Consider the following 13,880-nt stretch of genomic DNA (forward strand, 5'->3'; position numbering starts at 1 on the left):
GGCATCCGATGATCGACTGGGGAGCAATCTTTAGCAACGCAGCCGTCGAGCTGATCAGCCCGACCACCGCCGCCTACGCCCTCGCGGCGCTCGGGCTGGCGATCCACTTCGGATACACCGGCCTTCTGAACTTCGGCCAGGCCGGCTTCATGGCCCTCGGCGCCTACGGGTTCGCCATCTCCACCCTCAGCTTCGGCTTCCCCGTCTGGGGTGCCGTGCTGGTGGGGATCGGCGCATCCGTCATCTTCGCCCTGATCCTGGGCATTCCGACCCTGCGCCTGCGGGCGGACTACCTGGCGATCGTGACGATCGCCGCGGCCGAGATCGTGCGCCTCCTGTTCACGACGAACACGTTCCAGGCCATCACCGGTTCCGCGAACGGGCTGAGCGGGTACAAGGGCGGTTTCGCCGGCCTCAACCCCATCCCCGAGGGCCGCTACGGCTTCGGCCCCTTCGAGTACAACGAGTACGACTGGTGGCTGCGCATCGTGGCCTGGTCGATCGTGGCTCTCGCCTGCCTGTTCACCTGGCAGATCATGCGCAGCCCGTGGGGTCGCGTGATCAAGGGAATCCGTGAAGACGAGGATGCCGTGCGCGCGCTCGGCAAGAACGTCTACTCCTACAAGATGCAGTCCCTGATCCTCGGCGGCGCGTTCGGCACGATCGCGGGCATGATCTTCGTGCTCCCCCGTGCCGTGGTGCCCTCGAACTATCAGACGTCTCTGACGTTCTTCATCTACGCGATCCTGCTACTCGGCGGCGCGTCGACGATCCTCGGGCCGGTCATCGGCTCGATGGTCTTCTGGGTGCTGCTCTCCTTCTTCTCCGGGTTCATCGCCCGTGCGGTGGAAGCCGGCTGGATTCCGTTCATGACCAGCATCCAGGCCGGCCAGCTGCGCTTCATCCTGGTGGGAGTGGCGATCATGCTCATAGTCATCTTCAGACCGCAGGGCATCTTCGGAAATAAAAAGGAGTTGGCCTTTGTCAAATAACACCGTTCCCAGCAACAAGCCGATCAAGTCGACCGACCTGCACATCGGTGAGGCCGAACCGGGCTGCAAGAAGCGCGACCCGATCCTGGTGGCCGACGGCGTGAGCCGCACCTTCGGCGGGCTCAAGGCCGTCGATGTCGACCACGTGGAAATCCCCCGCGGAGCCATCACGGCTCTGATCGGGCCCAACGGGGCCGGCAAGACGACCCTGTTCAACCTGCTCACCGGATTCGACAAGCCCGACACCGGTTCGTGGACGTTCGAGGGCCGCCCGCTCTCGGGCATGCCCGCCTTCAAGGTGGCCCGGATGGGCCAGGTGCGCACCTTCCAGCTCACCAAGGCCCTCGGCCTGCTGACGGTCATGGACAACATGCTGCTCGGCGCCAAGGGCCAGGCCGGAGAGAACCTGTTCCGGGCGATCTTCCCCTTCTTCTGGCGCAAGCAGGAGGAGGCGAACAAGGCTCGGGCCATCGACATCCTCGAACGGTTCAAACTCGACGCCAAGAAGGACGACTACGCCGCCAGCCTCTCCGGCGGGCAGCGCAAGCTGCTCGAGATGGCGCGGGCGCTGATGAGCGTGCCGAGCCTGGTCATGCTCGACGAGCCGATGGCCGGGGTGAACCCGGCACTGACGCAGTCGCTGCTGGACCACATCCTGAACCTGAAGTCAGAGGGCATGACGGTGCTGTTCGTCGAGCACGACATGCACATGGTTCGCCACATCGCCGACTGGGTCATCGTCATGGCCGAGGGCCGGGTGGTCGCCGAAGGCGACCCGCACGAGGTGATGCGCAATCCCGCCGTGATCGACGCCTACCTGGGCCAGCACCACGACGAGGACCTCGGCGAGGATCCGGCCGCCGAATCAGAACATGTCGAAGCCATTAAGGAGCTGCTCGAGTGACGAACACTAGCCCTGCCGCCGCACCGGCCTACGCACCCACCGGGCAGCCCGTCGTCGAGGTCAAGACCGTGACGGCCGGCTACCTGCCGGGCGTCAACATCCTCAACGCCTGCTCCCTGACCGCCTACGACGGCGAGCTGATCGGGATCATCGGCCCGAACGGCGCCGGCAAGTCCACGCTGCTCAAGTCGATCTTCGGCCAGGTCAAGGTGCGGGAGGGTGAGATCCTGCTGCGCGGTGAGAACATCACCAACCTCAAGGCGAACAAGCTCGTCGCCAAGGGTGTCGGGTTCGTGCCGCAGACGAACAACGTCTTCCCCACCCTGACCATCCAGGAGAACCTGGAGATGGGAATGTTCCTGAAGCCGAAGGGCCTGCACGAGCGTCTCGAGTTCGTCACCGAGATCTTCCCGGAGCTGAAGAAGCGGCTGCAGCAGCGTGCCGGGTCGCTGTCGGGCGGCGAACGCCAGATGGTGGCCATGTCGCGGGCACTGATGATGGGCCCGCACGTGCTGCTGCTCGACGAGCCGAGCGCCGGGCTCTCCCCGGTGCGTCAGGACGAAGCCTTCCTGCGCGTCAAGGAGATCAACAAGGCCGGCGTCACCACCATCATGGTGGAGCAGAACGCCCGCCGCTGCCTGCAGATCTGCGACCGCGGCTACGTGCTCGACCAGGGCCGCGACGCCTACACGGGCACCGGACGGGAGCTGCTGAACGATCCCAAGGTGATCGGTCTCTACCTCGGCACCCTCGGCCAGGACGACTAGCCACAACTGCACGACCGCACGACACCGCACGACCTGCACACAGAAGCGGCGCCCGAGATCCTCGGGCGCCGCTTCTGCGTGCCCGGGGCGACGTGCCCGGGGCGAGTTCGACGGTTCCGATCGACTTCGCCACGTGCGCCATGCGAACTCGACCGAAGGTGCCGGATGCGAGCGGGGCGCGCGGCGCAGGTTGTGGAAGCGGGCGCAGGGTAGAACGTGCGCCCGCTTCCACAGGGTGCGCCACGTCGCGAGGGTCGCGGGGGCGCGAGGGGCACGAGCGACGGATGCCGGGGTCGCCGCGGGCCCTGTGGCGGCGCTGGGCGCACGAAAAGGGCCCCGACCGAAGTCGGGGCCCTTCACGTGTCAGGGATCAGTCAGCGACTGATCACTGACTAGTTGATGCGCTTGTACGTGTTGTCTTCGATGTACTCGTAGACGCCGATGGTTGCCTCGGTCGGGTCGCCGTTCTCGTCGAACGTGACCGGGCCGGAGAAGCCGTCGTAGTCGATCTGGTCGCCGGCCACGAGAGCTTCAGCAGCTGCCGCGAAGTCGGTGACGGTCTCGCCGTCGCCGGTTCCGCCCGAGACCTGGCGGAGGTACTTGGAGATGGACTCACCCGAGACGTCGTTGCCCGCGAAGGCCGCCATCGCCACGAGCATGACGGCGTCGTAGGACTCGGCCGCGTAGCTGAAGTCGGTCAGGGTGGGGTCGATTTCCAGAAGACGGTCGGTGAAGTCACCGAGGGTTCCCACGTCGAGACCCGGCAGGGTGCCCTTGGCTCCGGTGATGATGCCGGCGTCGAAGTCCTTGCTGTAGTCGGCCAGGTTGCCGTCCACGAAGTAGAGGTTGCCACCGGGGTAACCGGAGCCGACGAGTGCAGGGGTGATGACCTTGGCCTGGTCGAACGTGATCAGCGCGATCGCGTCCGGGTTGGCGGCGGTCACTTCGGAGATCTGGGCCGCGAAGTTGGAGTCACCCTCGTTGAACAGCGACGTGGCGACGACCTCGCCGCCGGCAGCCTCGAAGGCCGCGGTGGTGGACTCGGCCAGGCCGGTGCCGTAGGAGTCGTTGAGCACGATCAGGCCGAGGGTGCTGTTGCCGTCCTCGGCGATCTGGGTGCCCAGAACCTCGCCCTGCAGCAGGTCGGACGGGGCGGTGCGCCAGTAGAGGTCCTTGTCGGCGTACTTCGTGAAGTCCGCCGAGGTGTTGGCCGGGGAGAACTGCACGACACCGGCACCGGTGATCTGGTCGATCACGGTCTTGGACACACCCGAGGACGCCGCACCGATGATCGCGGAGACGTCCTGCGAAAGAAGGTCGGTCACCGAACCGGTGGCGGTGTCCGTCGTGGTGTCGCCGGAGTCACGGAAGATGGCCTCGACGGTCATTCCGAGGTTCGCGTCGTTGATGTCCTTGACGGCCAGCGCGACGCCGGCTTCTTCGGGCGGGCCGAGGAAGGCCAGGGCGCCACTCTGGGGAAGGATGGTGCCGATCTTCAGGGTCAGGTCGCGGTCGCCGGCCTTGATGGCCTGGGCGTCTCCGCTCGCGGCGGGGGCTTCCGATTCAGCCGGATCTGCAGCGTTGCTGCTGCATCCGGTGAGCAGAAGTGCACTGACGCCGACCATGGCGACTCCAGTGACGACTGCCCGGACTGAGCGGGAGGCCGAGGCCTTCGCGAATACGCTCATGTTGCTCCTTGGGAGTAGAGAATGAGAAATGACAGCGGTCGATTGACTACCGTTCTGTCACATTATTGACAGGGATCGCACGAAACAAGGCAACCGTGTTACATCCGTGTAACGCAGACCCAATCGTTACGATCGGCGGCCGGTGACTCCCGCATAGGCGATCTGTTGCGCATCGGCCATCGCGGCCGCACATTCTCCCCAGGAGGAGCAGCTCACCGACCCCGTGCTGACCTGGTCCATCCCGAGCGTGATCGAGGCTCCCCCGTCGTCGCCGGCCCGGGCAGCGGCGAGCGCGGTCAGGACCACCCCGTCGTAGGCCTCCCCGCCGCCGGCGGTGGCCGTCAGCCCGGGGTCGAGGGTGCGCAGGCGCGCCGCGAATTCCTGCCCGGCCTCCAGCGGCGTGCCGCCGTTCGCAAAATCACCGAGTGCCAGCAGCGCGACCGGCGCTGCGGCGATCGCGGCGGCCAGGTCGTCCGGGAAGGGAATGGTGGCGTCCCAGAGCACGACGTCGACGCCCCGGGTGAGCAGGTCGGTCAGGGAGTCCGCCGCGGCGACGGCGGAGTCACGGTGGATGAGCTCGATCGGAGTGCCGAGCACCCGGCCCTGCTCGGTGATCTCCCGGGCCGCCAGTTCGGATCCGGCCACCTGCGCGGCTCCGCTGGCGGCAGCATCGCCCGTCATCGGGAACAGGGTGCCGATGCGCACGGTCCCGTCGCCGGTCGGTTCGATCACGGCGGGGGCGGCAGAAGGCGTTGCGGCGACGGTTGGCGTCACCTGCGGCGCACAACCGGAGAGCAGCAGCACGCACGCAACCACTGCGATCAGGCTGACGGGGGTCGAAGCAGCGCGCATCCGGTTGTCCTTTCGCGTACGAGGTGCGCCACCGAGCGTAACCCGGCTCACGCGGGTTCGAGGGACGCACGCCGGGGAGCGCGACCGCTGAGGACCATGTCCGTGGTGAGAACGATCAGGGCCACCCAGACCAGGCCGAAACCGACCCAGCGTTCGGGCGGCATCGGTTCCCGGAGCACGAAGACGCCGACCAGGAACTGCAGGATCGGAGCGAAGTACTGGATCAGGCCCATGTATGTCAACGGCAGACGTCGGGCCGCCGCCGCGAAGAAGAGGAGCGGGACGGCGGTCACGATCCCCGTCGCCAGCAACCCCAGCGTGTGCCAGGTCGACAGGGTGCCGATGGTGAGGCCGGAGATCGAAGCCACCACGATCAGCTGAACCACGGCGATGGGCGCCAGCCAGATCGTCTCGAGCGTGAGCCCGGCGACGGCGTCGACGTCGCGGCCCACCCGTTTCTTGATCAGGCCGTAGAAGCCGAAGGAGAAGGCGAGGACCAGCGACACCCACGGCAACGATCCGTAGCCGACGGTCAGCACGACCACGGCCCCGAGGCTGATGCCCACGGCCACCCACTGCAGCAGGCGGAGCTTCTCCCCCAACAGAAGGACGCCGAGGAACACCGTGACGATCGGGTTGATGAAGTAGCCCAGCGCGGCTTCGACAACGTGGCCGCTCAGCGCGGCGAAAACGTAGGTCTGCCAGTTGACGAAGATCAGCAGCCCGGCCAGCCCCATGGTGAACACGATCCGGGGCCGTCGCAGCAGGCCGAGGAACGCACGCCACTTGCGGGTGACGGTGATCAGAAGCGCGCAGAAGACGAGGGAGAAGAGCACCCGCCACGCGACGATCTCGAAGGCGCCGCTCGGGGAAAGCAGCAGGAAGAAGAGCGGCAGCATGCCCCACAGGGCGTAAGCGAGGATCGCGTAGATCAGGCCCTTGCTCTGCTCCGACCGCACCGGCCGGGCTGCCCGGCCCCCTCGGGGTGTGCCAGGTGAGGACGGACCTTGCTCCACGGACGCGCCTTTCTTAACGAAGAAGAATCCCGGATGGCCAGGCCATCCGGGATTCTATCAATCAGTTCGTGAGACTAGCGAACGACGACTGCGAGCACGTCGCGAGCCGACAGCACGAGGAGGTCCTCGCCACCGAACTTGACCTCGGTTCCGCCGTACTTGGAGTAGATCACCTTGTCGCCGACGGCGACGTCGAGCGGGATGCGGTTGCCGTTGTCGTCAATGCGGCCGGGGCCGACTGCGACAACTTCGCCCTCCTGGGGCTTTTCCTTGGCGGTGTCAGGAATGACCAGACCTGATGCGGTGGTCTGCTCTGCGTCGACCTGCTTGATGACGATGCGATCCTCGAGCGGCTTGATGGAGACCGACACGGTTGACCTCTTTCTTAGCTAAGACATAGTTAGCAGACTCACAGCGAGAGTGCTAAGTCGAGTTTAGGGCGCATCTGGCACTCACGCAACGTGAGTGCCAGATGCGCCTGAGTTGATAGGTTTGCACGATGGAACGCTCAGAGCTCGTCGAGCTGTTGTCGCCGGGTGGTTTGCGCCTGCTGGACTCGTTGCCGCCGTACGATGCGACCGCCGATGTCGTGCGGGTGGTGAGCGACCTGCGCAAGGCCGGCCACAGCCCCGACCTGGTCACCGCCGTGCTCGGCCAGTCGAGGCTGCGCGCCAAGGCTGTGCCCAAATTCGGTGAGTTCGCCGGGCGCATGCTCTTCACGGATGCCGGGCTCGAGCAGGCTACGCGGCTGCGCGTGGCCGCCCTGCACGCCGGCCGGTTCGCCGGCGCCGGCCTGAACCGGGTCGTCGACCTCGGCTGCGGGATCGGCGGCGACGCCATGGCGCTGGCCGCGATGGATCTCACCGTGACGGCGGTGGACGCCGAAGAGGTGACCGCGACGGTCGCCAGCTACAACCTGGCCCCGTTCGAGAACGCGAGCGTGCTGCACTCCGCCGCGGAAGACGTGGACCTGGCCGGCTTCGACGCGGCCTGGCTGGACCCGGCCCGCCGCACCGCCGGGCACGCCAATACCAAGCGCCTCACCCGCCCCGAGGACTATTCCCCGCATCTCGACTTCGTTTTCGGCCTCAGCGATCGGCTGCCCATCGGCGTCAAGCTCGGTCCGGGGCACGACCGCGACCTCATCCCCGCGGCGGCCGAGGCGCAGTGGGTGTCCGTGGACGGCAAGCTCGTGGAGATGGGACTGTGGTTCGGGGCGCTGGCGCGTGCCGGCATCCGTCGCTCCGCCCTCGTACTGGGCCGAACCGGGACCCACGAATTGACCGCACCCGGCGACAGCGAGGATGCCCCGGTGGGTGTTCTGGGTGACTACGTCTACGAGCCGGACGGTGCGATCATCCGTGCCCGCCTGATCGGCGACCTGGCCCGTTCGCTCGACGCACGGATGCTGAGCGACGCCATCGCTTACCTCACCTCCCCGACGCTGCAGCGCACGCCCTTCGCCACCGCGTTCCGGGTGCTGGAGCTGCTGCCGGTCGACGAGAGGAAACTGCGGCTGGCCCTGCAGGAGCGCCGCATCGGCACGCTCGAAATCAAGAAGCGGGGCGTCGACGTCGATCCCGCCACCCTGCGCACCAGGCTGAAACTCAAGGGGCCGGAGTCCGGCACGCTGATACTCACCCGCGCGGCCGGGCAGCGGGTCGCCCTTCTGGTGGAACGGGTTGCGCCGATCGACTGACGTCGCCGCCGCCGAGTTCAGCCCGGCACGAACGTCAGGGCCCGCATGACGATCAGAACCCAGATGACAGCCAGGACCAGGCCGGCCAGACCGGTGGCCAGCCCGTAGGCCCACACGGCACCGGGGCGCCGCTCGGTGATGCGGGCCATGACTGCCAGGACGACCGCGGCCAGGGACAGTGCAGCACCCCACACCCCGAAGACGGCGATGCCCAGCCCGAGCAGCCCAAAGATGAGTGCCGCAACGGACAGCCCGCCCCGGCCGGAGCGGGCGCTGAGTTCACTGTCGGTGTAGACGTAGGGCACCCATTCGGTGGGAGCCGTGATGGTGGACGCGTAGTCCAGTTCTCCCTCGACGGGCGCCGACGGCCGGGTGAGGTCTAACCGGAATTGGTCATCGCGGGACCGGTCCCGGTACTCCCCAGCCATCGGTGTCGCCAGCTCCGGCTCAGAACGTGGAGTAGTCGCTGGGAACGCTGGCGAAGAGCACGGCCCAGGCCACGATGCTGATGAGGGCCAGGCCGACGCCGATGAAACCGGTGATGAGGCCGGTCAGCCAGAACCCCTTCGCCCTCGGTTCCTTCGACTTGCCGAGGAAACCCAGGATGACGGCTGCGGCCGGGATGAAGAGTCCGAGGATACCGCCCACGATCGGGATGAAGCCGACCGGGGCGCCGAGGATACCGACGATTCCGGCGACAAGTGCCAGGATGCTCAGGATCGGCTGCTTCGTGGCGGGTTCAGTGCCGTAACCCGCGTAGGGGGTGCCGTAGGCCGGTGCCTGGGCGGCCGTGGGTGCACCATAGGCGGGCGGGCCGGTCGGGGCGCCGTAGGCGGGCGGCGGGGTCGGGGTGCCGTAGGCGGGCGGCGGGGTCGGGGCGCCGTAGGCGGGCGGCGCGGCCGGCGTGCCATAGGCAGGCGGCGCGGTCGGGACATCCGTACCTGCGTCGGATCGCGGGATGTCCGGAACCTGAGGCACATCGGGCACCTGCGGGACGTCGGGCACCTGCGGGACCTCGGGGTTGCTGGGAGTATTCGAATCGCTCATGCGAGTTCATTCCTTTCCGAACGGCGCAGTATGCGTCGCAGGTTGTCTGGGGTCACCGGCTAGCAACCCAGGTGGCGGCCAACGGCCGCTGTGTCAGAAGCTGTCGACCATGGACGGGTCGTTGAGGATCGCGACCATCACCGGGATGAGAACGACCATCAGGATGATGCCGGCGACGATCCCGAGATAGCCCAGGACGAGGCCGGCGATCGCGAGCCCGCGGCCCTTTTCGCCGGTCCGGCCGATCTGGCTCAGGCCGATGTGGCCGCAGATGATGCCGGCCAGGGAGATCCCCAGCACGCTCGTCACCAGCGACACGATGGACAGCACGTTGTATTTCTCGGTCGCGGACTGCTGCGCGTAGGGCTGCTGGTAGGGCTGCTGCCCGTACGCCGGGGCAGCCTGGGGTGCACCCTGCTGCTGCGGGGCCGGAGTCTCGGCGCCGGGCGCCGGGGCAGCCGGCGGCTGGAACATCGGGGGCGGGGTTACCGGAGGCTGATTCGGATCGGTCATGTCGCGTGCTCCTTTGAGAATGGTGCATCTGGGCTGCCGGGGTGGCTCCCGGCGGGACAGCGGGACAGGTGCCGCGAGCGGGGCCTGCCGAAGCCCAGAATACCCGCCCGACGGCGAAACGCCGGTGATCGGGGCTTCAGACCTGGATGTCGGATACCGGAAGGGTCGAATCCGCGCCGAATTCCAGCGACGAGGGCTCATGCCCGGCCATGATCAGCTGAGCCCCGAGGGCGGCGATCATCGCGCCGTTGTCGGTGCAGAGCGATAGAGGCGGGATGCGCAGGGCGATGCCGGCGGCATCCGTGCGTTCCTGGGCCACCTGGCGCAGCCGGGCGTTGGCGATGACGCCGCCACCCAGCAGCAACCGCGGCACGCCCAGGTCGACGCAGGCCGCCACGGCCTTGGTCAGCAGGATGTCCACGACCGACTCGCGGAAACTGGCGGCGACATCGGGGATCGGCACCGGTTCGCCGGCGTCGCGTTTCTGCTCGACCCAGCGGGCCACCGACGTTTTCAGCCCGGAGAAGGAGAAGTCGTAGCGGTGCTTCTCCATGTCCTTGGTCTGGCTGAGCCCGCGGGGGAAACGGATGGCGGAGGGGTTGCCCTCCAGCGCCGCCTTGTCGATCTGGGGTCCGCCCGGGTACGGCAGGCCGAGCAGACGGGCCACCTTGTCGAAGGCCTCGCCCGCCGCGTCGTCGATGGTCTCGCCGAGCAGTTCGACGTCGGAGACCAGGTCGCGCACCAGCAGCAGCGAGGTGTGCCCGCCGCTGACGAGCAGCGCGATGGTGGGGTATTCGAGCGGCTCGGTGGTGTCGTCGGCGCCGAGGCGCAGCACGTCGGCGCCGACGTGGCCGACGAGGTGGTTGACCGCGTAGATCGGTTTGCCGAGGGAGATGGCGAGCGCCTTGGCCGCGCCGACCCCCACCATGAGCGCACCGGCCAGACCGGGGCCGCAGGTCACGGCCACGGCGTCGATGTCGTCCAAACTGATGCCGGCCTCGAGCGTCGCCGCCCGGATCGCCGGCACCAGTTCCTCGAGATGAGCGCGCGCTGCCACCTCCGGCACCACTCCCCCGTAGCGGGCATGTTCGTCCATCGATGACGCGATCGTGTTCGAGAGCAGCACGGTGCCGCGCACGATGCCGATCCCCGTCTCGTCGCACGAGGTCTCGATGCCGAGCACGAGCGGGTTCGTGCGGTTCAGGGCCAGGGGGTCGTTCACGCCGGTCATTCGGTGGCCTCCGGCGCGGACTCGGCCGGCGTCATCATCATCTCGGGGTCAGGCACGTGCAGGCGCATCACGATCGCGTCGACGTTGTCGGGCTGGTAGTAGCCGCGCCGGATGCCCAGCTCCTCGAAGCCGAGCCGGCGGTAGAGTTCCTGGGCCGGCGGATTGTCGGCGCGCACCTCGAGGAACACCTCCCGCACGCCCCTCTTCCGGGCTTCGGTGATCAGGCTGAGCATCAGCGTTCGGCCGAGGCCATGCCCGCGGGCCTGCTCGCTGACCGCGATGGTCTGAATATCACCTTCGTGCGCCCCGGCCGGAGCCAGCAGGCCCGCGTACGCCTCGATCCGGTCGGGCCGGCCCGGCGGGAAGGCCACCAGGTAGTAGCAGTCGGGGCTGACCACGTCGTGGGCCATCGCGTCAGCGGACCAGGCGTCATTGACGAAGATGCGGGTCTCGAGGGTCATGATCGCCTGCACGTCATCGGCTTTCGCACGGCGCAGCTGCCAGGTCATCAGCTCACCCGCTTCGGGCCGTTGGACAGGGTGACGTCGGGCGAGCGCAGGTACAGCGCCTCGTCGACGGCGAACGGGCGCTGGTGCGCCCACATCAACTCGGCGACCTGCCCCAGGTCCCCCGCCGATACGCCGACCGCGTCGAAGCGGGGCACTGCGGCGTGGACCCACGCGGCCTCGAGCAGCACGGCCGGCTTGGCCACGCCCGGCCCGTCGACCCGGATCGGGAGGCCCACGGCATCCGTCCCGCTGTACACGGACCAGTTCACCTCGCGCCGCCGGGCGTCGGTGACGACGACCAGTGGGCCGGAGTGGCCCGCCTGGTAGTGACCGAAGGCGAGCGCATCGTGACTGACGACCGGTACGAACGGCACACCGGCGCCGAGGGCGAAGACCCGCGCGGCGGCGATGCCCACGCGCAGGCCGGTGAACGGCCCGGGGCCCATGCCGCCGACCACGGCGGACAGGGCGCTGATCGGCACGGCCGCGTCGCGGAGGCAGTCGGCGATCAGGCGGCCGACCACCTCGGCGTGGCGCATGGTGTCGCTGGTGGACTGTTCGGCGATCACGCCTCGGGCGAGGTCGACGACCGCGACGCTCGTCCCGGCGGAAGTATCGATGGCGAGAAGCACCTCACCAGCCTATTCGTTGAATGCGCCGGAGTCAGCCCAGCGGGGGCCGTGCGGGGTCACCGTGACCGTGCGCGGCTCGTCCAGGTCGAGCACCTCGTCGGGGTGGGCCGTGACGACGGATGCCTCGGCCTGCGAGGCCCCGACCGGCCGTTCGATCTCGATGTCCAGCCAGGCGTCGGCGAGGCCGTCCAGCATGCCGCGGCCCCACTCGACGACGACGATGGACCGGGCGAAATCGATGTCGAGGTCGTCCAGTTCGAGGGCGCTTCCGAGCCGGTAGGCGTCGACGTGCACGAGCGGGGGCCCGCCCACCGTGCTGGGGTGGGTGCGGGCGAGCACGAACGTGGGGCTGGTGACCGCACCCCGCACCTGCAGCCCCTCCCCGAGTCCGCGGGTGAAGGTGGTCTTCCCTGCTCCGAGCGGCCCGGTCAGCACGATCAGGTCACCGGCCCGCAGCAGTGCCGCCACCGAACGGCCGAACTCGTGCATTGCGGCGGCGTCGGGGATGACGGTGCGCATCATCGCTCACCGCCGCGGGCGGTGCCGACGGCGTCACCGGGGGCGTCCCGATAGCTGCGGGGAACCCGGTTCCCGATCCGGGTGACGATCTCGTAGTTGATCGTGCCGGCGGCGTCGGCCCAGTCGGTGGCGCTCGGAACGCCGGTGGCCGGGTCGCCGAAGAGCACGACCTCGTCACCGACCGCGACGCCCTCCCGGCCGACGCTGACGACGAACTGGTCCATCGCGATGCGCCCGACGAGGGGATGGAGCCGCCCCGCCAGGCTGACCAGCGCGGTGCCGGATGCCTGACGCGGTACCCCGTCCGCGTAGCCGAGGGGCACCAGGGCGAGGTAGCCGTCAGTGGGAGCCCGCCACAGGTAGTCGTAGGAGACCCCGGCGCCGGCAGCCACCAGACGGACCGCGGCAATCCGCCCTCGAAAAGTCATGGCCGGTCGGAGGCCCAGGTCATGAGAGCTCTGGTCCGTGAATGGCGACAACCCGTAGATGCCGATGCCGACGCGCACCATGGTGTACCGCGCCGCCGGGACCCGCAGGGCCGCGGCAGTGGAGGCAAGATGGATCAGCGACGGGGTCAGGCCCGCGGCGCGGGCGACGGCGAGCCCGCGTTCGAAGCGGACGATCGCCTCGGCGTCATCCTCCGGGGAGGCGTTCGCGAGGTGGCTGAAAACGCCCGTCACGATGAGCCGGCCGGCCTGCTCGAGCTCGGCCGCCAGCGCGAACGCCTCGGCCCAGTCCGGTTCGTGCACGCCGTTGCGGTTGAGCCCGGTCTCCAGTTTGATGTGCACGTCCGCCACGACGCCGAGCGTGCCCGCGGCCTCCGCCACCTGGTGCAGCTGCCGCACGGACGACAGCCCGAGGGACACGTTCCGGGCGAGGGCGGCGGCGAAATCGGCATCCGGATCGTGCAGCCACGCCAGCAGGGGCGCGTCGATGCCGGCGCTCCGCAGCTGGAGCGCCTCGTCGATGTCGGCCACGCCGAGCCAGTCGGCGCCGGCGGCGAGCGCGGCGCGGGCGACCGGCACGGCCCCATGGCCGTAGGCGTTCGCCTTGACGACGGCCATCAGGTGCGGCGTGCCGATCACGCTCTTCAGGTGGGCGACGTTGGCGGACACGGCACCGAGATCGATGACGGCCTCGCGATAGCCGGTCATGCGTGTCCTTCCGCGACCACGAACGCGCAGGCCACCCCGGCGTCGTGGGTCATGGTGAGGTGCACCGTGTCGATGCCCCGCACGGCCAGGGCCGCGGCGGCGGCTCCGGTCAGCACGAAACCGGGATTGCCGTGCGTGTCGGTGACGACGTCCATCTCCTGCCAGCTGACGCCGGCGCTGTCGCCGAGGGCTTTGATCAGAGCCTCCTTGGCCGCGAAACGCGCGGCCAGGGAGTTCACCGGCAGGCCGCGCTCGGCTGGCGTGAAGAGCCGGGCGATCAGCCCCGGCGTGCGCAGGACCTGCCGTTCGAAGCGGGCGAGGTCGACGATGTCGACCCCGATGCCCCGGATCATCCGT

General features: G+C 68.6%; 17 protein-coding genes. 4 read left to right on the top strand and 13 right to left on the bottom strand.

Translation table 11 applies throughout. The annotated features are described in order from the left end of the window. Positions 1 to 11: 11 nt before the first annotated feature. The 3 genes from AC0J5J_RS07785 to AC0J5J_RS07795 are packed head-to-tail and all read left to right on the top strand — an operon-like array spanning position 12 to position 2,663. Entirely contained in the window at positions 12 to 992 is a 981-nt protein-coding gene (locus tag AC0J5J_RS07785; protein ID WP_134363397.1) for a branched-chain amino acid ABC transporter permease, read from the top strand. Continuing rightward, on the top strand, positions 982 to 1,896 hold the full coding sequence (locus tag AC0J5J_RS07790; RefSeq protein ID WP_134423761.1) for an ABC transporter ATP-binding protein: 915 nt from the start codon (positions 982 to 984) through the stop codon (positions 1,894 to 1,896). Before AC0J5J_RS07785 ends, AC0J5J_RS07790 begins: the two co-directional genes overlap by 11 nt. Then, positions 1,893 to 2,663 (top strand): ABC transporter ATP-binding protein, encoded by a 771-nt coding sequence (locus AC0J5J_RS07795; RefSeq protein ID WP_134423762.1) that lies wholly within the window; start codon positions 1,893 to 1,895, stop codon positions 2,661 to 2,663. Before AC0J5J_RS07790 ends, AC0J5J_RS07795 begins: the two co-directional genes overlap by 4 nt. A gap of 392 nt (positions 2,664 to 3,055) precedes the next feature. Here AC0J5J_RS07795 and AC0J5J_RS07800 read toward each other — a convergent pair whose 3' ends face one another. The 4 genes from AC0J5J_RS07800 to groES form a co-directional block, all read right to left on the bottom strand. Then, complete coding sequence (locus tag AC0J5J_RS07800; protein WP_474897386.1) at positions 3,056 to 4,351, bottom strand: ABC transporter substrate-binding protein; 1,296 nt, start codon at positions 4,349 to 4,351, stop codon at positions 3,056 to 3,058. Between the two features lie 126 nt (positions 4,352 to 4,477). Then, entirely contained in the window at positions 4,478 to 5,203 is a 726-nt protein-coding gene (locus AC0J5J_RS07805) for an ABC transporter substrate-binding protein (RefSeq protein WP_474897388.1), read from the bottom strand. A gap of 47 nt (positions 5,204 to 5,250) precedes the next feature. Continuing rightward, on the bottom strand, positions 5,251 to 6,162 hold the full coding sequence (gene rarD / locus AC0J5J_RS07810) for an EamA family transporter RarD (RefSeq protein ID WP_241972644.1): 912 nt from the start codon (positions 6,160 to 6,162) through the stop codon (positions 5,251 to 5,253). A gap of 131 nt (positions 6,163 to 6,293) precedes the next feature. Next, positions 6,294 to 6,590, bottom strand: coding sequence for a co-chaperone GroES (gene groES / locus AC0J5J_RS07815; protein ID WP_066597535.1), 297 nt, complete (start codon positions 6,588 to 6,590; stop codon positions 6,294 to 6,296). 128 nt (positions 6,591 to 6,718) lie between these two features. Here groES and AC0J5J_RS07820 point away from each other — a divergent pair, with 128 nt between their 5' ends. Further along, positions 6,719 to 7,918: a class I SAM-dependent methyltransferase gene (locus AC0J5J_RS07820; protein ID WP_474897390.1), complete on the top strand. Its 1,200-nt coding sequence runs from the start codon at positions 6,719 to 6,721 to the stop codon at positions 7,916 to 7,918. A 17-nt stretch (positions 7,919 to 7,935) separates the two neighbouring features. Here the strand turns inward: AC0J5J_RS07820 and AC0J5J_RS07825 are convergent, their stop codons facing one another. The 9 genes from AC0J5J_RS07825 to AC0J5J_RS07865 form a co-directional block, all read right to left on the bottom strand. Then, complete coding sequence (locus tag AC0J5J_RS07825; protein ID WP_474897392.1) at positions 7,936 to 8,346, bottom strand: hypothetical protein; 411 nt, start codon at positions 8,344 to 8,346, stop codon at positions 7,936 to 7,938. 19 nt (positions 8,347 to 8,365) lie between these two features. Then, the gene (locus tag AC0J5J_RS07830; RefSeq protein WP_474897394.1) at positions 8,366 to 8,965 is read right to left on the bottom strand and encodes a DUF4190 domain-containing protein; all 600 of its coding nucleotides are present in this window, start codon (positions 8,963 to 8,965) and stop codon (positions 8,366 to 8,368) included. A gap of 93 nt (positions 8,966 to 9,058) precedes the next feature. Then, entirely contained in the window at positions 9,059 to 9,478 is a 420-nt protein-coding gene (locus tag AC0J5J_RS07835; protein WP_474897396.1) for a DUF4190 domain-containing protein, read from the bottom strand. Between the two features lie 136 nt (positions 9,479 to 9,614). Next, a complete protein-coding gene (gene tsaD, locus AC0J5J_RS07840) occupies positions 9,615 to 10,709 on the bottom strand; it encodes a tRNA (adenosine(37)-N6)-threonylcarbamoyltransferase complex transferase subunit TsaD (RefSeq protein ID WP_474897398.1) in 1,095 nt (364 codons plus the stop codon). Further along, entirely contained in the window at positions 10,706 to 11,218 is a 513-nt protein-coding gene (gene rimI, locus AC0J5J_RS07845) for a ribosomal protein S18-alanine N-acetyltransferase (protein ID WP_134424437.1), read from the bottom strand. Before rimI ends, tsaD begins: the two co-directional genes overlap by 4 nt. After that, a complete protein-coding gene (gene tsaB / locus AC0J5J_RS07850) occupies positions 11,218 to 11,850 on the bottom strand; it encodes a tRNA (adenosine(37)-N6)-threonylcarbamoyltransferase complex dimerization subunit type 1 TsaB (protein ID WP_474897400.1) in 633 nt (210 codons plus the stop codon). The genes rimI and tsaB overlap by 1 nt, the downstream gene beginning before the upstream one ends. Positions 11,851 to 11,859: 9 nt before the next feature. Beyond that, positions 11,860 to 12,372, bottom strand: a complete 513-nt coding sequence (gene tsaE / locus AC0J5J_RS07855) for a tRNA (adenosine(37)-N6)-threonylcarbamoyltransferase complex ATPase subunit type 1 TsaE (RefSeq protein ID WP_420898534.1) — start codon at positions 12,370 to 12,372, stop codon at positions 11,860 to 11,862. Continuing rightward, entirely contained in the window at positions 12,369 to 13,523 is a 1,155-nt protein-coding gene (gene alr / locus AC0J5J_RS07860; protein ID WP_474897402.1) for an alanine racemase, read from the bottom strand. Before alr ends, tsaE begins: the two co-directional genes overlap by 4 nt. Continuing rightward, positions 13,520 to 13,876 (bottom strand): holo-ACP synthase, encoded by a 357-nt coding sequence (locus tag AC0J5J_RS07865; protein ID WP_134424434.1) that lies wholly within the window; start codon positions 13,874 to 13,876, stop codon positions 13,520 to 13,522. The genes alr and AC0J5J_RS07865 overlap by 4 nt, the downstream gene beginning before the upstream one ends. Positions 13,877 to 13,880: the final 4 nt, after the last annotated feature.

The organism is Cryobacterium sp. TS_SC_7, assembly GCF_056156285.1.

What these genes read in the sequence shown, in the direction of transcription:
- AC0J5J_RS07835 (WP_474897396.1), bottom strand. Translation starts at nt 9,478, where the DNA reads ATGACCGATCCGAATCAGCCTCCGGTAACCCCGCCCCCGATGTTCCAG.
- AC0J5J_RS07865 (WP_134424434.1), bottom strand. Translation starts at nt 13,876, where the DNA reads ATGATCCGGGGCATCGGGGTCGACATCGTCGACCTCGCCCGCTTCGAA.
- AC0J5J_RS07800 (WP_474897386.1), bottom strand. Translation starts at nt 4,351, where the DNA reads ATGAGCGTATTCGCGAAGGCCTCGGCCTCCCGCTCAGTCCGGGCAGTC.
- alr (WP_474897402.1), bottom strand. Translation starts at nt 13,523, where the DNA reads ATGACCGGCTATCGCGAGGCCGTCATCGATCTCGGTGCCGTGTCCGCC.
- tsaE (WP_420898534.1), bottom strand. Translation starts at nt 12,372, where the DNA reads ATGATGCGCACCGTCATCCCCGACGCCGCCGCAATGCACGAGTTCGGC.
- AC0J5J_RS07805 (WP_474897388.1), bottom strand. Translation starts at nt 5,203, where the DNA reads ATGCGCGCTGCTTCGACCCCCGTCAGCCTGATCGCAGTGGTTGCGTGC.
- rimI (WP_134424437.1), bottom strand. Translation starts at nt 11,218, where the DNA reads ATGACCTGGCAGCTGCGCCGTGCGAAAGCCGATGACGTGCAGGCGATC.
- AC0J5J_RS07830 (WP_474897394.1), bottom strand. Translation starts at nt 8,965, where the DNA reads ATGAGCGATTCGAATACTCCCAGCAACCCCGAGGTCCCGCAGGTGCCC.
- AC0J5J_RS07825 (WP_474897392.1), bottom strand. Translation starts at nt 8,346, where the DNA reads ATGGCTGGGGAGTACCGGGACCGGTCCCGCGATGACCAATTCCGGTTA.
- tsaD (WP_474897398.1), bottom strand. Translation starts at nt 10,709, where the DNA reads ATGACCGGCGTGAACGACCCCCTGGCCCTGAACCGCACGAACCCGCTC.
- AC0J5J_RS07820 (WP_474897390.1), top strand. Translation starts at nt 6,719, where the DNA reads ATGGAACGCTCAGAGCTCGTCGAGCTGTTGTCGCCGGGTGGTTTGCGC.